General features: G+C 47.2%; 19 protein-coding genes. All 19 read right to left on the reverse strand.

From position 1 onward, the window contains the following. Window positions 1-7: 7 nt before the first annotated feature. The 19 genes from T525_RS0107010 to nusA all read right to left on the reverse strand — a co-directional run bounded on the left by T525_RS0107010 (window position 8) and on the right by nusA (window position 19,551). Window positions 8-799 carry a carboxymuconolactone decarboxylase family protein gene (locus T525_RS0107010; RefSeq protein WP_027406624.1) on the reverse strand — a complete coding sequence of 264 codons (792 nt, stop codon included), beginning with the start codon at window positions 797-799 and terminating at the stop codon, window positions 8-10. A gap of 34 nt (window positions 800-833) precedes the next feature. Beyond that, window positions 834-1,508 carry a flavodoxin family protein gene (locus T525_RS0107015; RefSeq protein WP_051533467.1) on the reverse strand — a complete coding sequence of 225 codons (675 nt, stop codon included), beginning with the start codon at window positions 1,506-1,508 and terminating at the stop codon, window positions 834-836. A 35-nt stretch (window positions 1,509-1,543) separates the two neighbouring features. Then, on the reverse strand, window positions 1,544-2,221 hold the full coding sequence (locus T525_RS0107020) for a hypothetical protein (protein WP_027406626.1): 678 nt from the start codon (window positions 2,219-2,221) through the stop codon (window positions 1,544-1,546). A gap of 240 nt (window positions 2,222-2,461) precedes the next feature. Continuing rightward, window positions 2,462-3,583 carry an alpha/beta hydrolase gene (locus tag T525_RS0107025; protein WP_027406627.1) on the reverse strand — a complete coding sequence of 374 codons (1,122 nt, stop codon included), beginning with the start codon at window positions 3,581-3,583 and terminating at the stop codon, window positions 2,462-2,464. A gap of 226 nt (window positions 3,584-3,809) precedes the next feature. Next, a complete protein-coding gene (locus tag T525_RS0107030; RefSeq protein WP_027406628.1) occupies window positions 3,810-4,631 on the reverse strand; it encodes an HAD-IIB family hydrolase in 822 nt (273 codons plus the stop codon). A 252-nt stretch (window positions 4,632-4,883) separates the two neighbouring features. After that, window positions 4,884-5,648, reverse strand: coding sequence for a response regulator (locus tag T525_RS0107035; RefSeq protein ID WP_027406629.1), 765 nt, complete (start codon window positions 5,646-5,648; stop codon window positions 4,884-4,886). Next, window positions 5,641-7,191: a sensor histidine kinase gene (locus T525_RS0107040; protein WP_027406630.1), complete on the reverse strand. Its 1,551-nt coding sequence runs from the start codon at window positions 7,189-7,191 to the stop codon at window positions 5,641-5,643. The genes T525_RS0107035 and T525_RS0107040 overlap by 8 nt, the downstream gene beginning before the upstream one ends. A 162-nt stretch (window positions 7,192-7,353) precedes the next feature. After that, entirely contained in the window at window positions 7,354-8,397 is a 1,044-nt protein-coding gene (locus T525_RS0107045; RefSeq protein WP_027406631.1) for an ABC transporter substrate-binding protein, read from the reverse strand. A 48-nt stretch (window positions 8,398-8,445) separates the two neighbouring features. Next, window positions 8,446-10,095, reverse strand: a complete 1,650-nt coding sequence (locus tag T525_RS0107050; RefSeq protein ID WP_027406632.1) for an iron ABC transporter permease — start codon at window positions 10,093-10,095, stop codon at window positions 8,446-8,448. Next, window positions 10,088-11,212 carry an ABC transporter ATP-binding protein gene (locus T525_RS0107055; RefSeq protein WP_027406633.1) on the reverse strand — a complete coding sequence of 375 codons (1,125 nt, stop codon included), beginning with the start codon at window positions 11,210-11,212 and terminating at the stop codon, window positions 10,088-10,090. The genes T525_RS0107050 and T525_RS0107055 overlap by 8 nt, the downstream gene beginning before the upstream one ends. 202 nt (window positions 11,213-11,414) lie before the next feature. After that, on the reverse strand, window positions 11,415-12,050 hold the full coding sequence (locus T525_RS14580) for a CheB methylesterase domain-containing protein (RefSeq protein WP_051533468.1): 636 nt from the start codon (window positions 12,048-12,050) through the stop codon (window positions 11,415-11,417). A 47-nt stretch (window positions 12,051-12,097) separates the two neighbouring features. Continuing rightward, complete coding sequence (locus T525_RS0107065; RefSeq protein ID WP_027406634.1) at window positions 12,098-12,814, reverse strand: hypothetical protein; 717 nt, start codon at window positions 12,812-12,814, stop codon at window positions 12,098-12,100. A gap of 112 nt (window positions 12,815-12,926) precedes the next feature. Next, on the reverse strand, window positions 12,927-13,823 hold the full coding sequence (gene truB / locus T525_RS0107070; RefSeq protein ID WP_027406635.1) for a tRNA pseudouridine(55) synthase TruB: 897 nt from the start codon (window positions 13,821-13,823) through the stop codon (window positions 12,927-12,929). Between the two features lie 13 nt (window positions 13,824-13,836). Further along, window positions 13,837-14,778, reverse strand: coding sequence for a bifunctional oligoribonuclease/PAP phosphatase NrnA (locus T525_RS0107075; RefSeq protein ID WP_027406636.1), 942 nt, complete (start codon window positions 14,776-14,778; stop codon window positions 13,837-13,839). A 4-nt stretch (window positions 14,779-14,782) separates the two neighbouring features. Then, entirely contained in the window at window positions 14,783-15,139 is a 357-nt protein-coding gene (gene rbfA, locus T525_RS0107080) for a 30S ribosome-binding factor RbfA (protein ID WP_027406637.1), read from the reverse strand. Window positions 15,140-15,159: 20 nt separating this feature from the next. Next, complete coding sequence (gene infB, locus T525_RS14585) at window positions 15,160-17,829, reverse strand: translation initiation factor IF-2 (protein ID WP_037325415.1); 2,670 nt, start codon at window positions 17,827-17,829, stop codon at window positions 15,160-15,162. An 18-nt stretch (window positions 17,830-17,847) separates the two neighbouring features. Then, entirely contained in the window at window positions 17,848-18,180 is a 333-nt protein-coding gene (locus T525_RS0107090) for a ribosomal L7Ae/L30e/S12e/Gadd45 family protein (protein WP_232219197.1), read from the reverse strand. After that, the gene (gene rnpM / locus T525_RS0107095; protein ID WP_027406639.1) at window positions 18,161-18,427 is read right to left on the reverse strand and encodes an RNase P modulator RnpM; all 267 of its coding nucleotides are present in this window, start codon (window positions 18,425-18,427) and stop codon (window positions 18,161-18,163) included. The genes T525_RS0107090 and rnpM overlap by 20 nt, the downstream gene beginning before the upstream one ends. Window positions 18,428-18,447: 20 nt before the next feature. Next, window positions 18,448-19,551 (reverse strand): transcription termination factor NusA, encoded by a 1,104-nt coding sequence (nusA, locus tag T525_RS0107100; protein ID WP_027406640.1) that lies wholly within the window; start codon window positions 19,549-19,551, stop codon window positions 18,448-18,450. Window positions 19,552-19,582: the final 31 nt, after the last annotated feature.

Genomic DNA, 19,582 nt, shown 5'->3' on the forward strand with positions numbered 1-19,582 from the left:
TTGCCTCCTATAACAGCATATCATATTTACCAGCCTCCACTGGCTCGCACCACTCGTTGGAGGTATTTTCCCCCGGTACTTCAATGGCCAGATGCTGGAAAGCGGAATTTGGTGAAGCCCCGTGCCAGTGCTTTACATTGGCCGGGATATTTACAACATCTCCAGCCTTAAGCTCCTTGGCTGGCTTGTCCCACTCCTGATAGTATCCCCTGCCAGCAGTCACAAGGAGTATCTGGCCACCGCCTTTGTCCGCATGGTGAATATGCCAGTGGTTGCGACAACCCGGCTCAAAAGTTACATTGCCCACATACACCTGCGCCATGGACAGCATATTCAGATAACTCTTGCCATCGAAATACTGGGCATAATTGACATTTTCCCCACCTACAGGGAACAGACTTGTTGCCATTATATTTTCTAAGGATTCATTTTCTGTGGCAGAAGTTGCGGAGGACTCGTCAGCATAAACCTCCTTGGCCATATTGAAAGCTGCCCAAGCCTTTGGCCAGCCCCCATAAAAACCTAACTGGGTGATGATTTCTGCCATTTCTTCCTTGGTAATACCATTATTTTTTGCATTCTGCAGATGATACTTTAAGGAACTGTCCACCATGCCACTGGCCACAAGGGCTGAAATGGTAACAATACACCGCTCCTTCAATGGAAGAATATCATTTTTAGACCAAACTTCACCAAACAGAATATCATCGTTATAACGGGCAAAATCCGGAGCAAATTCTCCTAACTGCTGCCGCCCCGCAGTTTGAACTATCTTAACAGCTTCTCTTGACCGACTCATAAAAAAGTACCTCCCAAATGCTTGTGTTTTTTATTTACAGATTGGTGCCAATTTTATAGGCCATATCTGCAAATTCGGACTTCTCCACCAAGGAGCGGGCACCACAGCCTGTTGCCATTACCTGCCCCACGTCCTTCCATTCCATATAGCGAACCAGGGTCTCGTAGTGATTAATCAAAGCTTCCATGGTCCAATCAGCACTGTTGTAGGCTGTTGCAAGCATTATAGACTTTTTCCCGTGTAGCTTGCCGGTACGGGAGTAAAATCTGTCCACGATAATCTTTAACTGGGCTGACATGCCGAAATAATACAGTGGCGTGGTCAGTACAATAAGATCTGCCTCCAGCATCTTTGGCATGAGAATATTTTCAATATCATCCTTAAAAATACATGGGCCATCCATACCGCATTTATCACAGCCCCTGCATGGATGTGTGTCACCATTTGCCGCATCAAAGGTAAACACCTCATGGCCGGCACTTTTGGCCCCCTCTGTAAACCTGTCTGCCAAATATATTGATGTGGACTCATTCTTAGCATGAGGACTACTGGTAATAACTACTATCTTCATATTTTTTCCTCCTGACACACTGCCCTTTTCGGGAACTACATTTTTCTTATCATCCTTCAGTGCCGAAAGGCCACAGCCTGACATAAACAGGGTCATGGCACCTATTCCACTGATTTTCAAAAATTCCCGTCTGTTCATAATAAACCTCACTGCTGCTTTGATATGATCAATGACTAATTTCTTTTTAGGAAGGCTGCAACTGCTTTTCCTATAAGCACATATATCCCCATTATTCCGCACATTAACAGTGCATATACCACCCCTGTTTCATTGGTGGCTTCGGTGGCAAAAATGTGCTTCATTAATAGGCGGTCCCCTACCCGATTCAGGAAGGAGCCATATACGCCAACAGCCAGCACTGCCACGCCCAACAGAGCTCCCATGATACGCCCAATTAATGGAGAAAGTTCAACATTTAAGGCCTTTTTCCACTGAGTTATCCAGCCCTTCCAATGAAGTCCCCAATGAATACCGCTCACTATCAGTATTAAGTATGGTAATGAAACATGATATTGATGTATGGTGATACTGCGCTGAATTTCCAAGGGCATTATATCCTTCAGGAGATGATTTGAAATGCCCAAGCCGGCCAATACAGCCACCAGTACAACTGCTATCAGCAATATATTAATGACAGTGCCTATAACCCGCAAAGGATTCCAATTTCCCTTGCCAAGTCCCTTGAACCACTGTCTCTTCTGATAGAGATGGACACCTACCAGCACCAGCCATGCCACACCTATTACCTCGTGCAGCACCTTGGGGATATAGTGAAAGCACATCACCAACAAAAACATTATTGGCAAAAGTATGGTTATTATCATGGAGTTAGTTAATTTGCCCCTATCCATAGGTTCCTCCCAATTAATTTATCTGCCTCTACTTTATCACTTAAAGCAAACTCCAAGTCAACTCTATTTTTCGTCTATATTCATTTTCATGTAATCAGCGGTGACGGTGAAACAAATCAGGTCTTTTCCAAGCCTTCCCAGTGCTTTTGCAATGCATTGCAGGAAAGATTTTCATAACGGGAAAACGGGACGTTCCATCTTTTGGGGAACGTCCCTATTTTATTGCTTATTGCATGTTGCTTATTTCAAATATTTCTTAAAGAATTCTTCCAGCTTATTAAACGGAATTTTATCCTTGTTGTCGTAAAGGTCGATATGGGAAGCCCCCGGAACAATAACCAATTCCTTGTTGTCGCCTTTCAGCTTCTTGAAGGCATCCTCCCCAAAGTAGCGGGAATGGGCCTTTTCACCGTGAAGTACCATTACTGCACTCTGGATTTCATCACTGTAGGAAAGAAGCGGCATGGTCATAAAGGACAGTCCTGAGGTCATGTTCCAGCCACCATTTGAGTTAAGGGACCGTGGGTGATAGCCTCTCTCGGTCTTGTAATATGCAAAATAATCCTTTACAAACCAAGGTGCTTCCTCTGGAAGTACATCCGGCACACCGCCGGCATTCTTGTAGAAACCATTTTTATAATCCTCGGTACGCTGGTTATTCAGGGCCTGACGGTTGGCATAACGCTCATTGGCCAATGTCTCAGCATCCTTTTCATAATCAAAATAACCGTTGGCAGTTACTCTGGACATATCATACATGGTGGAAGCCACCGTTGCCTTGATGCGGGTATCCATGGCAGCAGCATTAATACCCATGCCGCCCCAGCCACAAATACCAATAATACCAATCCGCTCCGAATCCACATTATCCTGAACAGAAAGAAAATCTACAGCCGCTGAAAAGTCTTCTGTGTTAATATCAGGGGAAGCAACATAACGTGGAGTACCTCCACTTTCACCAGTAAAGGACGGGTCAAAGGCAATGGTCAAAAATCCCCGCTCTGCCATTTCCTGAGCGTACAGCCCGGAGGACTGCTCCTTTACAGCACCGAATGGTCCGCTTACTGCTATAGCCGGCATTTTACCAGAAGCATTCTTTGGTACATACATATCTGCCGCCAATGTAATTCCATAGCGATTTACGAAAGTAATCTTCTTATGGTCCACCTTATCACTCTTGGCAAAAACCTTGTCCCACTCACTGGTCATATTCAGCTTTTCGGCCTTAATAACACGATCGCTCTGCTGCTCTGCACTCTGCATTGCATTTCCCCCCTGAATAGCTGCTTCTGTATTTATACCCATAGTCATCACGCCTGCACATAACATTGCTGCCAAAACTGTTCTCAATGTCTTTTTCATGGTTTTTCCTCCCTGTTTTGCTATCACATTTCCTCTTGATGGTTAGAGTATAACAAAGGAGCAAAACCAATACCAATACTTATAGAAAATAGTTATCTATGCTTTTTTGTAATATATATTTTCTTTTCGAAAAGTAACATTTGAACAATTGCGCTAGAACCCACCTATTAAAAAGGCCCCCATTAGAAAATGGAGGTCTTTTACGTTGCCAAAAGCATCTGGAATATTAAGCTATATTCTTTACAATCCAGGCCAGCAAATGATCTTCCACAGCACAGCCAATATGCTTTGCTATTTTTTTGGTATCCTCATGGGCGTTGGCCGGGGCTATGCCAATATCGGCGGCAGCCAGCATTTCATTGTCGTTAAGGTAGTCACCACAGGCGATTATCTCAATGCCCGGCAGCTGTTCTCTGATAAAGGCCAGCATGGAGCCCTTGGATACATCCTTGGCTACAAACTCATAATAATTGTCCTCGGAGTAAAAGCCATTGGCCAGCTCCGCTACCCCCATTTTCTCAGCCAGCACCACATATTTTTCCAAATGCTCATGCTTGTCGCAGGCAAAAAATTTCAGCCATGGTGTCTTGGTGGTATCTGTAAGCTGTCCCAAATCCGTGTGGCCATAGCTGTAAAACTCGTTAGGCAGACGTGGATCGTCATTGGCTTCCGGGGAAATGATATGACAGTTCTCAGCAGTATAGACCTCCAGACATGCTTCGGGAAAATCCTGCAGAGCCTTACGGGCAAACTTCGGCCATAGATCATTTTCGTCACCAGCGGTCAATGGCAGTGTTTTGATTACCTTTTTCTGCACCCAGTCATAGAGCATGGCACCATTAAAGAACACCGACGGGGCATTAATTGGCAGTCCTTCCACATAACCCGCCGCCGCTTCAGGGGTACGTCCCGTGGCAATGGCAAAGCGTCCCCCCTCTGCCACAAAATCAGCAATAGCTGCCCTGTTTTCCGGGGAAATCGCGCCCCCCCGGGGAATAAGCGTACCGTCCAAATCCGAAATAATCATTTTGCCTGTATATTTTCCCATAATTACAACTCCTTACAGTTCAATGACCACAATTAATGCTTATAACGCCATTGTTCAAATTTTTCTTCTTTAGAAGAAAAATCTTCCAATTAGCGTTTCCCTAAAGGACTAACTCACTTCGTTCGTGTCGCAACGAGCTGGGAGATATTCTCACCAGCTGTTGTAGTTTGTTTTCCCCCACCTAAAGAGGAAGGGGACATCTTAAAGCTCGTTATAGTTTAATGCAAACAGTTTAATGCTTGCAATTTATGCTTACAATTTGATGCCCACGGTTATTTCCTGCATAAAGGCCTTTGGTGTGGTATGAAGATACTTCTTAAAGGCCTGGGTGAAATTCTTGTAGTCCCCAAAGCCCGTCTGCTCTGCCACCTCATAGACCCTCCAGGTCCCGTCCTGGAGCATTTCAATGGCCTGCTTAAGGCGGTACTGGGTCAGTAGGCCTCCAAAGCTGTGCCCTGTTTCCTCCTTCAGTTTTCTGGATAGATAGCTGGAGGAAACTCCCAGCTCTTCGGCAATGGTCTCACCGCTGAGCCGCTCCTTAAAGCCGCTTTCAATGCGCTTCAGCACAGCCTGCACATAAGGATTGCCGGTGTGATAAGCCGTCCTCAAGCCCTCATCCCAGGACAATTCCTCCTGCTCCTTCTCTTCCCGATGGCCTTCGATCTTGGCCAGGGCCTTGGTCAATTCCTCCTCATTCACGGGCTTAAGCAGGTAATCGCAAACGTCCAGCTGCAGTGCCCGCTGGGCATAGGAAAAATCCGCATAACTGGTAAGATAAATTATTTTAACTGGATTATCCGCTTCCTTTAGTGCCTCCGTCATGGCAATGCCATCCATCACCGGCATCTTTATATCCGTCAGTACCACATCTGGCCTGGTAGCCTCAATGACCTCCAGGGCCTCCTTGCCATTGGCGGCCTCTCCCACCACCTTGGCTCCCATTTTCAGCCAGTCAATGGTACAAACCAGCCCACGGCGGATTATTTCTTCATCTTCCACAATAACCAAATTAAGCATCTTTTTGCTCCTTCTTCGTCAGAGGCAAGCACAGACTTATTTCCGTGCCGCCTTCCGGTGGACAGCTCAATGTCAGGCCATATGCAGTGCCATAGAGCAGCTGCAGACGCCGCTGCACATTATATAGGCCCCAGTGTCCCGTATCATTTTCACTGCTTGCCAAAAGCTTCCGCAGCTGGGCCAGTTTATCCTCGTCAATACCCCGGCCCCCATCCTTCACCAAAACATGCAGCTGCCCGTCCCTAATCTGCACCTTATAGTCTATCCTAAGTTTGCCGTTTTCATCTTCACCATACTTAATGGCATTTTCCAACAGGGGCTGAAAGAGCAGCTTTGGTATGGTGGCTGTGCGGGCTGACGGCTCAATATGGTCGTTAAATTCCAGACGGCTGCCAAAGCGGTACTGCTGAATTTTCATATAGCTGTCCAGATACTTTATATCCTCCCGCAGCTCCACCTGACGCCCGCCACTGGTAATACTGTAACGGAGCAAAGCTGACAGGGCCATAATCATTTCCGTGGCTGCCCCGGGATCCAGACGCACCATAAATTTAATATTTTCCAAAGTATTAAAGAGAAAATGCGGGTTGAACTGGGATTCCAGCTCCCGCAGCTCTGCAATAACAGTCAAATCATCCACTGCCTGGGTTGTGAGCTTGGTTTCACGGGCAATGCTGCGCAAAATAAGAGGTACCATAAGCAGTATGGCCAGTATAATCGCCCCAACACCAATGGCATATCGCATAAGTAAATCAGAAACCTCCGACACGGCCCTGAGCCGATAGGTTTCACCACCAAAATCTATATCCTGCTGGGTAACGTAATAAATGCTGTTGCCTGCCGACACCAGACCGTTTTTGTCATTGGCAAACTCCCACCGCACCTTGCGGTAGTCCACTACCCCTGGGGCATACTTAATCAGTCGGGCATTGTCCAGCTTATCCGCCAAAACAATCCCTGTGCGGCCATCCCCCGCCAGCTGCTGCAAATAAGCAGAAGGCAAAACATAAATAAGGAAGCCCGCTACCTGTCCATCAATGGAAACAGCCTGGCCACAAATTAAATCCTGTCCACCAGACCGGGGCAAAAATTCCTGCTGGGGCATTTCAGGATGCTCATAAAACCTTGACCATATACCCCAATTATGCTCCACTGGCTGTAAATCCCATGGCAGGGTATCATTGCTGCCCAAAATAACTTTCCCCCGGGTATCAAGCAAATAAAACTCCACCCCACGATGGCCAATATCGTGATGGAGCCGGGCAAAAGCCTCCGCCCTAAGGGCTTTGTCACTGCCCCAAAGGGAAATATCTGGCACCTTCCCCAGAAATTCTGTCTCCTCCTCAGTACGCTGCATAAATTCCCGGCTTATATTGGACAGCACATCTGCCGCCAGCTCCAGGGCCTCATGATTCACCCGGGTAACTGCATACTGCCAGCTGCCCAGCATTAAAAATCCTCCCAGCAGAGCCATTATCAGCACGGGAACCAAGGCATACCAAGCCAGGGCCCGCTGCAAACGGGATTCAAAATAACGATGCATGGGGGCAGCTCCTTTCGTTAATTATTACTTCTCCATTATAACGGAAAAACAATCTTTTATAAAGATAATACCCATAGGAAGAGCAGTTTAAGAGAGCAAAAGAAATAGCGTGAAAAGCCAGTTTATGACTTTCCACGCTATATTAGTTCACTGGGTCAAATATTACTGCACGCTGGTGAAGATATCCTTAAACTTATCCAGCCATGCCTTCTTGTTCTTGTTTACTACTTCCTCATTGTCATTGATGGAATTAATCTCAGACTTAGGAATCAAACCTACAGGTGGGTCTACATCATCGCGTACACTGCGGCGATGGAGCTTCTGGGTAATAAGGGTCTGAGCTTCCTTGCTGGTGATGAAGTCGATGAACTTCTTGGCATTTTCCATGTGCTTAGCATTCTTGATGATATAGATACCATCTGGCTTGGAAATTACGCCTTCCTTCATGTAAACCAGCTTAACAGGTGCGCCGTCAGCAACGTACTTTGCGCCGCCTTCCTCGAAGGTAAGACCTACAGCATACTCACCATCAGCAACGCCTTTGTATACAGCGGAGGAACCGGACAGCAGCTTGCCATCCAGATTCTTGGCCAGACTGGTCACATAATCCCAACCCTTGTCAGGGTCGCCCTTGCCCATAGCATAGAGCATGTTAATCAGATGTTCATAGGAAGAAGAAGATTTGGATGGGTCTGCAAAAGCGATCTTGCCCTTCAGAGCAGGATTCAGCAGATCCTCATAGCCTTCAACCTTTACATCGCCGATAAGGTTAGTGTTGATCATGATAACGCTAGGGATATCAGTGAAACGGGTGATGGAACCTTCCACGTTCTTGAAGTCCTTCTGGATATGGTCTTCATTAACGGAACGGTATTCCTCGAAGAGAGCTGCCTTAGGCTTCATGGTTCCCAAAGAACCGCCCCAGAAGATATCGGCCAATGGGTTGGCTTTTTCAGATTCCACACGTTTCAAAAGCTCACCCGTACCAGCGGCCACTACTTCTACCTTTACACCGCTCTGCTTCTCAAACTCTTCAACCAATGGGTTGATAAAGGCCAGCGGATGAGGACAGTAGATAACTACCTTGTTCTCGTCATTGCCTGCAGGCTTTGCCGCTTCCTTGTTGTCCCCACCGCCGCAACCAGCGAGACCGACGGTGAGCATTGCCGCACCTAAAAGTCCGGCAATAAGTTTTTTCAGCTTCATAATGAAACCTCCTTAAAATAAGTTATAGTACTATAACGCCTAAAGCGTTTATAACGTTACATCCCGACGTCCGGATACCTTGAAGAAGATAACCATAGCCGCGATGGTCGTTATCGTAAGAATAGTGGACAGAGCCGCTGCCGTGCCGTAGCTGGCGCGGATAACCTCGGTGTAAATTGCAACCGACATGGTTTTAGTGGCTCCAGTAAAGAGGATAACTGAGGAACTCAATTCGTTGATGGCCGTAATCCAGGAGATGATGGCTCCACTCATTACGCCTGGCAGCATCATAACAGCCGTAACCTTGAAGAAGGTCTTTAGCGGTGAAGCACCCAGACTTATGGAAGCCTCCTCCAGACTTGGGCTCAACTGATAGAGAATAGCCGAGCTTGAACGCAGTGTGTATGGCAGACGGCGGATAACCAGTGAAATGATGATTATAATCGCCGTACCGGACAGAACCATTGGATCATCATTAAAGGCCAGCAGCAGGGTAATACCAAGAACTGAGCCTGGAATGATATAAGGGAACATGGTTAGGGTATCAATGATATCCGTGAGCCAGCTCTTTTTGCGGGTGGTAAGATAAGCCACCGTCATACCAAGGAACACGATCATAGCCATAGCCGCGGTACTGTATAAGTAGGTGTTGCTGATAGCAGTTCCCAGGGAGTCAAAGATCGTGCGGTAGCTGTCAAGAGAATAGCCATCCACGAAAATGGAACCATTGGTCTTGAGGAAGGAAGTGTAAATAACCACCAACTGAGGAATCATGGACAAAGCCACCAACAAATAGATGCAAACATGCATAACTACGTTCTTGATGCCCTTCATCTCCCCTACCGGCAGAGGCCGCAGGGAACTCATGGTGAAGGATTTCTTGTTGACCACGTATTTCTGAAGCATGAATATGGTGGAGGTAATCAATACCATAATAGCCGCCATAGCTGCTGCAAAGTTGGCCTGGTCGCCTACCTCATTGATGAACTCGGAGTAAATCATAACCGGCATTACGTTGAAGCCTTCGCCAATCAGCATTGGAGTACCGAAGTCTGCCATGGCATTCATAAATACCATCAGGGCACCTGCAAGGATAGTAGGTGTAATCAGCGGCAACATAATGGTAACAACCTTTTTGATACCGCTGCAGCCGAGGCTTTCTGCTGCCTCAATCAATGCAGAGTCGATATTCTTCATGGCTCCTGCCACATAGAGATATATGAAAGGATAAAGCTTCAGGGTCAGAACCAGCAGTATCCCCGCAAAACCGTAGATAGATGGGAACTCTATGCCCATCCCCGCCAGCCACTGGGTAAGAATACCGCTACGGCCGCCAATCAAAATCCAGGAGTAAGCACCGATAAATGGTGGTGAAAGGAGTGAAATGATTATGCAGATTTCCACAATCCCCTTCCCCTTGACTTTGAAAAGAGTCATAAAATAGGCCAAAGCTGTGCCCACGATTACTGCCAGCACCGTTACACAGGTGGTAACGCTGAAGCTGTTGATCATGGACTGATAGTAATACTTCCTGTCAAAGAAGTGGGTAAAGTTCTCCATTGTGAAGGCCCCGGTGCTTGCATCCTCAAATGCACTGATAAACAGGGAGAACAAAGGATAAATCAGAAACAGTCCGAAGACAACAATGGAAAGTACGGTTATCCAAGCCCAGAAGTCCCATTGGAATTTCTTATTCATTTTCCACCACACCTTCCATCAGGCTCTTGCTGCCATCTGCACGGAATACGTTGATCTTTGCAGCATTTGGCTTCAGATAAACCGTATCTCCGATTTCCAGAACCTTTTCTGCATGTCCCAGATCCTGGCTGAACTCAATGGCCGGCTGGTTTGGAACCAGCATATCCTCTGGGAAATCAAGGCCGTAGGTAATGTACTTGCCAAGGAATACCTTGGTTTTAATGGTACATTTTACGCCCTGACCTTCACCGCAGATGGAGAATTCCTCCGGACGAACTGCAATGGTCACATCGTCACCGATTTTTGCCTCTTCCCCAAGGGTAGTCATTGGAAGAACAAAGCCATCAGCAAAGACTACTGCTTTGCCGCCGTTGGCTTCCTCAATGCGCCCCTTAAAGAGATTGGAATGACCGATGAAGGTTGCTACAAACACATTGTATGGACGGGTATAGATAGTATGTGGGGTACCGGTCTGCTGAATAACACCCTTCTTCATAACAGCGATTCTGTCTGAAATTGCCAGGGCCTCTTCCTGGTCATGGGTTACATAAACCGTGGTAATACCCACCTGCTTCTGAACTTCACGGATAGCCGAGCGCATTTCCACACGCAGCTTGGCATCCAGATTGGACAGCGGCTCATCCATCAGCAGTACGCTTGGATGAATAACGATTGCACGGGCCAGTGCCACACGCTGCTGCTGGCCGCCTGAGAGACGCTCCGGCAGTCTGTCCTGATACTCAGTAATCTGTACAACGTCGAGAATCTTGTCTACCTTTTCCTTCATCTCTTCCTTGGACATATTACGGAGCTTCAAGCCATACTCAACGTTTTCACGCACGGTGAGGTGCGGGAAAATTGCATAGCTCTGGAACACCATACCAATATTACGCTTGTGAGCCGGAATATCGTTAATTACCTGCTCGTTGAAGCGGATCTGCCCCCCCTCAATGCTATTAAATCCTGCAATCATACGCAAAAGCGTGGTCTTGCCGCAGCCAGAAGGCCCCAACAGGGTGAAGAACTCCCCGTTTTTAATATTCTGGGTCAGCTGGGGTATAATAGTCAAATCCCCGTAACGCTTAACCACTTTATCCGCCGTAATGGCAACACTCATTGCCCTCTCCTCCATTCGCATTATGTATTATTTCTTAAGTTATACCTATTTTACCGCCCATAATAATACCAAACAATCCAAAATATCGTATAAATGTCAGTAAAAATGAACTAAACTTGTCTCTATTGGAAATTTTTTGACAATTTAAACGACAAATTAAAAACGCGGCTGTGAAGTATTAATAAGCTTCTCAGTCGCGTTATTATCTGTTTGAATACACTAATTTGGTTATTTCATTGGCCATGTTTTGCAGGCTGACCTGTCTTTCCACGGCTCCCATATTAAAGGCGGCCTTTGGCATGCCATATACAACGCAGGAGGCCTCATCCTGTCCAAGGGTACGGGCACCAGCCTTGCGCATTTCCAACAGCTTGGCAGCACCATCTACTCCCATGCCGGTGAGAATAACACCCACTGCTTTTGGTCCAATCACCTTGGCCACAGACTCAAAGAGTACATCTGCTGAGGTCAGTACTCCATGAATGCGCTCTCCGGCCTTGCAATGAATACAAATGGAACCAGGTGAACCAGTCACGGACATGTGCTTATCACCAGGAGCTATATAAATAGTATTTGGCTTGGCATATTCCCCATCCACAGCCTCTTTTACAGTAAGCTCGCACTCCCTGTCCAGACGGGCGGCAAAGAGCTTGGAAAAGGTCGCACTAATATGCTGCACCACCATAACCGGCGGCAAAGGAGCCTTCAGCTTGGACAGAATTTCAGACAAAGCCTCTGTTCCGCCAGTGGAAGAGCCTATGGCTACAAGGCTGCACCAGGTTGATGATGGGGCTGGGGAGTATGATTCTTTTGTCTCTCTAAGTTTATTTCCAAACAAGAAATCACGTCCTTGGATTCAACAATAAACCACTTGGCAAACCAAAATCACTTTTCCTGCAGAGAACCAAGCTGCATAATTGTTTCCTCTATCTTTTCCCTATCTGTATTTTCTTTGGCGAAAATAAGATTTATGAGACCAAGGAGTCTCTCGCAATCCTGATGAATATTATCCATATATACGCTGATGTCCTCATTGCGCTTTGCTGCCTCACGGGCATCCTTTGATTGCTGAATAATATTCAGCAACGGCCCCCGTGCCGCTTCATTTACCTGATTTCCCATGGCCTGAACGATTTTCTGTTCTTCCTCGTAGAGCTTTTCCTCCTGCTGATGCTGCTTGTCAGTACTCTTAAAGGCCATAACAAGCTCATCATTGGAATCCAGCACCTTCAGAACCTCGCACTGGCCATAGTGCATTTCATCATTGGTAAAAGTCCTATAGCCAAAGGCATAAGACATCTGACGTGTAAAAATCTTTTTTAGATTTGATATGGTAAGTATAGGCTCAAAAAATCTTTGATCCTCTTTATATACCGCATTGCGAACAAAGTTATATATATGGGATTCATAATCCCCGGTGGCAAACTGGTCACCAAACTTATCCCGAACAAATCGGGCCATCCGATAACTGCGCACCTGCCCCGTGGAAAGATTGACATAATACACCCCTTGATAGCTGTAGCATAAAGCGTCAATAATCTTCTGGCTCAGCTCCATTTCTGACCGGAGCTTCACTGCATTTGGATTACTGTCCTTATCCATGGTACACCACCCCTTTATACTACACTACCTTTAATTATACATAAGTATTAATGCAAGTACAATATATAAAATATAGGGGTGTTAAAGTCAGAAGTTGTAAATGTCCACAAAATCAGCCATTTTCAGCCAGTACTTTATCAGGGACTATAGTCTTATTTTTTTTATCATAATGGCCTATACCCAAAAATTCATCCCCGGCATAGACCCTTAAAGTAACATTATCCTGGTGGTCAATGGTTTCCCCAAAAGCCCTGTCATCGGAGGACAGGCCGTTGCAAAAGGCCTTGCGCCGCTTTGGATTAAGGTTGTAGCGCCGAATATGGCCAATATATTTCTCCGGATTCAGCAGTGCCTTCTCCCCCAGCTCCTGCAGCTCCTCCACAGATACTGCATCAGAAAGGCGGAAATTTCCCACTGCAGTCCGCACCAAAAAGGACATTGTTGAGGGAATACCCATGGCATGGCCCATATCCTGGCACAAAGACCGGATATAAGTACCCTTGGAGCAGTCCACATCAAAAAGCAGGGTCTTCTTTTCCTCATCCCGTTCAATGAAGCGGATACTGTGAATCTCCACCTCTCTTGATGGAATTTCCACATGAATACCCTGACGGATAAGATCACAGGCCCGGCGTCCGTTGATTTTTATGGCGGAATGGGCAGGGGGCACCTGAATTATATTCCCCGTAAATTCCTCAAATACCTTCTCCACCTGATTTAGATCCGGCATTTCAAAGGAATCCAATCTTTCCGTTACCTTCCCCGTATCATCGCCGCTGTCTGTCTCCACCCCCAGCAGCATTTCTGCCCTGTAGGACTTACTTACATTATCAAGATATTCTATTAGACGGGCGGACTTACCCACTGCTATGGGCAATACTCCCGCTGCCCCCGGGTCCAGTGTCCCCGCATGGCCCACGTGCTTTTCATGGAGCACACGACGTACCAGTCCCACAGCATCATGGGAGGTCATCCCCGGTGGTTTAAGGAAATTAATAAAGCCTTCCATAAATGTAAAATCCTTATTCTGCCAGTGACTTCTCAATGGCGTCCAAAATAACAGCCTTGGCCTGGGCAAATGGCTTTTCAATGGTACAGCCCGCAGCCCTTATGTGACCGCCGCCCCCAAGGTCTGCTGCAATTTTTGCCACATCAGTATTCTTTGAACGCATGCTGACACGGCAAACCTCCGGCTCCACAGCCTTTACCAGCACTGCCACATCAACCCCGTCAATGACTCTTACGTGATCAATAAATCCCTCTGTGGTTTCAAGGGATTCTGTCAGCTCATGGTCCAAAAACAGGCCTGCCACCTTGCCATCAGCGTGAAGCTCAATGGTCTGAAGTGCCTTTGCCATGCCCTGTACCACGGCATAATCCTTGGTCTCAATGGCCTCAGATATCTTCTCGGGCCTGATGCCAGTTTCCAGAAGCTCCGCCGCCGCCCTCATGGTATGGGGAGTGGTGTTGGAATATCTGAAATAGCCGGAATCTGTGGCCAAACCCGTATAAATAGGTGTGGCGGAGTTTATATCAAACTCCACCCCCATTTCCTTGCCCAATTCATAAATAATCTCACAAGCAGCTGCACTTTTGGCGTCAAGGTAGAGAAAATCTGCCTTTTCGTCATTGGTGCGGTGATGATCAATATTTAATCTTGGAGCCTTGCATTTTTCAGTTACAGTGCCAACCCTGTCCAGACTGGCATCCAAAATAACCAGATAATCAGCTTCATAGTTTTCCTTATCTGGCTTTTCTATGGTCTCTATTCCCGGAAGAACACTGAGGAATTTCGGTATATCATCATCAATGAGGACATTTACCTTTTTCCCCAGCTTTTCCAGCATAAACTTAAGCCCCAGACAGGAGCCGATGGCGTCACCATCCGGATTGACATGGGCTGTCAATACCAGGCTGTTGGCTGCCATCAGCTTGTCTGCAGTTTCCTTTAAAGAAATAATCATAGCATTAACCCTGCTCCTGCTCTTTTTCAATCTGCAAGAGCAGTTTCTGAATATGGTCGCTGTAATCCAATGATTTGTCCAGAACAAATTTCAGTTCAGGAGTCACTCTCAATCTGATGCGATGACCCACCTCACGGCGGATAAAGCCCAGAGAGCTGTTTAAACCATTCCATGTATCCTCGATTTGCTTGTCGCTGCCCATGATGCTGACAAAGACCTTGGCAATGCTAAGATCTCTGGTCACCTCCACCTGGGTAACAGTAACGAAGCCGATGCGGGGATCCTTCAGCTCCTGCAGGATAATCTGGGAGATTTCCTGCTTCATGAGCTCCTGAATCTTTTCAATACGAAGCTGGCTCATATAAAACTTGCCCTCCCCTATTAGTCCTTGTTCACATCATTGATATTGGTCTCAATTTCTTCCATGGTGTAGGCCTCAATGATATCGCCTTCGCGGAAGTCACTGTAATCCTTGATGGTAATACCGCACTCATAGCCGGCGGCTACTTCCTTCACTGCATCCTTGAAGCGGCGCAAATCCTCAAGCTCACCATCGAATACCTCAATGTTGTCACGGACAATACGGATCTTGGACTTATTGGTAATCTTACCCTCAAGCACGTAAGAACCGGCAACCTTCAAGGTCTTGTTAAATACCATTACCTGGCGGATTTCCACCTGGCCCTGGACAACTTCCTTGAACTTAGGAGCCAGCATGCCGGACATGGCGTCCTTAACATCGTTAAGTGCATCATAGATTACGCGGTAGGTGCGGATATCAATATCCTCATTTTCTGCAATGCGGCGGGCATTGGCATCAGGGCGGACATTGAAGGCAATAATGAGGGCATTGGAAGCTGAAGCCAGCATAACATCAGACTCATTAACTGCACCTACGCCGGAATGAATAATATTTACACGGACCTCATCATTCTTGTTAAGGCTCAGCAGGGAGCTGTTAAGTGCCTCAACGGAGCCCTGAACGTCAGCTTTAACGAGAATGTTCAGATCCTTCAGCTGACCCTCCTGAATCTGGTTGAAGAGGTCATCAAGGGATACCTTTCTCTTACTGATAAGCTCAGTACGATGCTTCTCAATACGCTTCTCAGCAATAGTACGACAAAGCTTCTCCTCCAGAACTGCCAGCTCATCACCAGCAGATGGAACGTCATTAAAACCAAGCACCTCAACAGGAACAGAAGGACCTGCCTTCTTCACATTCTCACCACGGTCATTCACCATGGCGCGAACCTTACCATAGCAGGTGCCGGCGATAATGGAATCACCGATGTGGAGAGTACCATTCTGAACCAGAACAGTTGCCACAGGACCACGGCCCTTGTCCAGCTGTGCCTCGATGATAATACCACGGGCATCGCGCTTAGGGTTGGCCTTCAGCTCCTGAACCTCTGCCACCAGAAGAATCATTTCCAGCAGCTCGTCAATGTTCAGACGTTTCTTGGCAGAAACCTCCACCATAATGGTATCTCCGCCGTAATCCTCGGAAACCAGGCCATGCTCCATGAGCTCGTTCTTAACCCTCATTGGGTCTGCACCTGGCTTATCAATCTTGTTGATAGCAACAATAATTGGCACCTCAGCGGACTTGGCGTGGTTGATTGCCTCAATGGTCTGTGGCATTACGCCGTCGTCAGCTGCAACTACCAGAATTGCAATATCAGTAACCTGTGCACCGCGGGCACGCATGGCAGTAAATGCCTCATGGCCCGGGGTATCCAGAAATACAATCTTCTTGCCCTGGCACATAACCTGATATGCACCAATGTGCTGGGTAATACCGCCGGCCTCGGTGGAGGTAACGGCAGAGCTGCGAATACAATCCAAAAGGGAAGTCTTACCATGGTCAACGTGACCCATTACAGTAACAACTGGCGGACGGAGCACAAGGCTCTTTGGATCGTCCTCAATCTCAGGAATCTCAGTAAGATCAACCTCCGGTGGCAGTTCCTCAACATTCACGCCAAACTCAGCGGCTACAAGGGTAGCTGTATCAAAATCAATATCCTGATTGATGGTAGCCATAACGCCCATGAGCATCAGCTTCTTGATGATATCCGCTGCAGTACAGCTGATCTTGCTGGCAAGATCCTTTACAACAATGGTCTCGCCAACCTTGATGTTCTTAGGACGGGCAATTTCCATCTTAGGTGCCGGCTGCTGGCCCTTGTTGTTGCGGTTGTTCTTGTTGCCGCGGAAATTCTTGCCATTGCGGTTATTGTTATTGTTAAAGCCGCCATTCTTGAAGTTGTTATTCTTGTTGTTCTTGTTGCGATCCTTACCATTGCGGATATGATCATTATGCTCCATACGGTCATTACGCTCCATACGATTATTTCTGTCATTTCTGTTGCGGTCATTACGATCATTACGGCCGCCCTCGTTCATTACAGGGATCTGCTTGCTCATATGGCCGCCAGCCTTTTTGCCCTGCTGTGAACGGTTGTCAAAGCCGCCCTCATTGCGGTTACGGTCGAAGCCGCCTTCATTGCGGTTGCGATCAAATCCGCCCTGGCCACCGTTATTTCTGCGGTCCACGTTATTGCGGTTGCGGTCGAAATTACGGTTATTGTAGCTGCCGTTGTTATTAACTGGACGTGGAGCGCTGAAGCCGCTGTTTTTCTTGGCTGGCTGCTCTGCATGTCTGGAGTCATGAGGCTTCTTCTGCTCCGGCTTCTGCTCAGCCTTATGCTCTGGCTTATGTTCAGTCTTCTGCTCGTGCTTCTGCTCAGGAGCCTTTGCCTCATGCTTCTTCTCCGGCTGCTTTGGAGCCTTTGTTGCTTCAGTCTGCTGTGGCTTCTTTGGAGCTTCCGGCTTCTTCGGAGCCTCGGCCTTCTTTGGTGCCTCAGCCTTCTTTGGTGCCTCGCTCTTTTTCGGAGCCCCGGAGCCCTTCAGTGCATCAAGTACCATCTTCTTTTCGCTGTCACTGATGGAACTGGAATGCTTCTTGCCGGTGATATTATTCCGCTCTAAAATCTCTATAATCTTTTTGTTTTCTGTATTTATTTCTTTTGCAAATTCGTGTATTCTCATCAATCCACCCCCGAATGACTATCTGTCTTCAAAGAGTTTGGATAAAGCATCTGCAAAGCCCTTATCCATAATGGCAGCCACTGCCCGGAAATCCTTTCCGATGCAATGACCGAGTTCTTCTCTGTCAAATAGATAATATACGTTAATTCCTGCATCATCCGCCATGTGCTGATAATTTTTCTTCGTTTCCACTGAGGCATCCTCTGCCACAATCATCAGCAAGGCTTTTCGTCCTTGTACTGCCTTGGTTACGGCGAAATCACCGGACACCACCTTATTGGCCCGCTGCGCCATACTAAGCAGATTTAATATTTTCGTCTTGTCCATAAATTTATTTAAAAAGCTGTTCACTCAGCTCATCAAAAATGGTTTTATCCACTGTACACTTGAAGGAACGGTCAAAGCGATGCTCCTTCATGGCCTTCTGGAAGCACTCCTCGTTGTTGCAGATATATGCCCCACGGCCTGCTTTCTTGCCTGTAAGATCTATTGAAAACTCCCCCTCGGGGCTGCGTACAATACGTACCAGCTCCTTCTTGGGGTGCTGCTCCTGACAGCCTATGCAAAGTCTGGTTGGTATCTTCTTTACTGTTGCCATATCTGTCACCCTTGCTTTTCTTACTCTTCCTCAGCCTCGAACTCGTCATCGGCGAAAACATCGAGGTTAAGCTCCTCAGTTTCCTCCTCATCATCAAAGCCGAATTCCTCAGCCTGGGACTCACTCTTTATATCAATCTTCCAGCCTGTAAGCTTGGCTGCGAGGCGGGCATTCTGGCCCTCCTTGCCAATAGCCAGGGACAGCTGATAATCAGGAACAATTACACGGGAGAGCTTCTCCGCCTCGTTGATAGCCACGGATACGACCTTTGCAGGGCTCAAAGCGTTGGCTATTAACTGAACAGGGTCATCGCTCCACTTAACGATATCGATTTTCTCGTTTCTCAGCTCCTCAACAATGGCCTGAACACGGGTACCCCGAGGGCCTACACAGGAGCCTACAGCATCGATGTTATCATCTGCTGCGTAAACGGCGATTTTGGAACGCATACCCGGCTCACGGGCAACGGACTTAATCTCCACATCGCCGTTCTGAATCTCCGGAACCTCCAACTCAAAGAGGCGCTTCAAAAGTCCTGGATGAGTGCGGGACACCAGGACCTGTGGGCCCTTGCTGGTGTTCTTCACCTCTATAATAAGAGCCTTGATGCGGTCATTTGGAGCATATACCTCATGGGGAATCTGCTCGCTGGCACCAAGGATTGCCTCAGTTTTGCCAAGGTCAATATAAACATTCTTGTTCTCTACACGCTGTACCACACCGGTAATAATATCGTTGGCGCGGTTTACATACTCGCTGAAGATAATACCTCTCTCAGCCTCGCGAATAGCCTGTACAACCACCTGCTTTGCATTCTGTGCAGCAATGCGTCCGAAGTTGGCAGGAGTAACCTCCTCCTCCAGAGTGTCGCCTACAGCATAATCAGCAGACTTCTGCTGGGCCATGGCCAAAGAAATCTGGGTAACAGGATTTTCAACCTCTTCCACTACTTCCTTAATTGCATATACATGATATTCGCCAGTCTGACGATCAAGACTTACGCGGCAGTTAGCCTCGTTGTTGTAATTCTTCTTGTAAGCAGAAGCCAATGCCTTGTCAATTGCATCAAACAGGATTTCAGGAGCAATTCCCTTTTCCTTTCCCAAAACCTCAACTGCTTCCATAAAGCCTGTATCAGCAACTGCTGCGGCCTTA

This window comes from Anaerovibrio sp. RM50 (assembly GCF_000622005.1).
Taxonomy (GTDB): Bacteria; Bacillota; Negativicutes; order Selenomonadales; family Selenomonadaceae; genus Anaerovibrio.

Bases quoted from the DNA above. Each gene is read 5' to 3' on its own strand.
- T525_RS0107010 (WP_027406624.1), bottom strand. From the start codon at position 799: ATGAGTCGGTCAAGAGAAGCTGTTAAGATAGTTCAAACTGCGGGGCGG.
- T525_RS0107015 (WP_051533467.1), bottom strand. From the start codon at position 1,508: ATGAACAGACGGGAATTTTTGAAAATCAGTGGAATAGGTGCCATGACC.
- T525_RS0107020 (WP_027406626.1), bottom strand. From the start codon at position 2,221: ATGGATAGGGGCAAATTAACTAACTCCATGATAATAACCATACTTTTG.
- T525_RS0107025 (WP_027406627.1), bottom strand. From the start codon at position 3,583: ATGAAAAAGACATTGAGAACAGTTTTGGCAGCAATGTTATGTGCAGGC.
- T525_RS0107030 (WP_027406628.1), bottom strand. From the start codon at position 4,631: ATGGGAAAATATACAGGCAAAATGATTATTTCGGATTTGGACGGTACG.
- T525_RS0107035 (WP_027406629.1), bottom strand. From the start codon at position 5,648: ATGCTTAATTTGGTTATTGTGGAAGATGAAGAAATAATCCGCCGTGGG.
- T525_RS0107040 (WP_027406630.1), bottom strand. From the start codon at position 7,191: ATGCATCGTTATTTTGAATCCCGTTTGCAGCGGGCCCTGGCTTGGTAT.
- T525_RS0107045 (WP_027406631.1), bottom strand. From the start codon at position 8,397: ATGAAGCTGAAAAAACTTATTGCCGGACTTTTAGGTGCGGCAATGCTC.
- T525_RS0107050 (WP_027406632.1), bottom strand. From the start codon at position 10,095: ATGAATAAGAAATTCCAATGGGACTTCTGGGCTTGGATAACCGTACTT.
- T525_RS0107055 (WP_027406633.1), bottom strand. From the start codon at position 11,212: ATGAGTGTTGCCATTACGGCGGATAAAGTGGTTAAGCGTTACGGGGAT.
- T525_RS0107065 (WP_027406634.1), bottom strand. From the start codon at position 12,814: ATGGATAAGGACAGTAATCCAAATGCAGTGAAGCTCCGGTCAGAAATG.
- truB (WP_027406635.1), bottom strand. From the start codon at position 13,823: ATGGAAGGCTTTATTAATTTCCTTAAACCACCGGGGATGACCTCCCAT.
- T525_RS0107075 (WP_027406636.1), bottom strand. From the start codon at position 14,778: ATGATTATTTCTTTAAAGGAAACTGCAGACAAGCTGATGGCAGCCAAC.
- rbfA (WP_027406637.1), bottom strand. From the start codon at position 15,139: ATGAGCCAGCTTCGTATTGAAAAGATTCAGGAGCTCATGAAGCAGGAA.
- infB (WP_037325415.1), bottom strand. From the start codon at position 17,829: ATGAGAATACACGAATTTGCAAAAGAAATAAATACAGAAAACAAAAAG.
- rnpM (WP_027406639.1), bottom strand. From the start codon at position 18,427: ATGGCAACAGTAAAGAAGATACCAACCAGACTTTGCATAGGCTGTCAG.
- nusA (WP_027406640.1), bottom strand. From the start codon at position 19,551: ATGGAAGCAGTTGAGGTTTTGGGAAAGGAAAAGGGAATTGCTCCTGAA.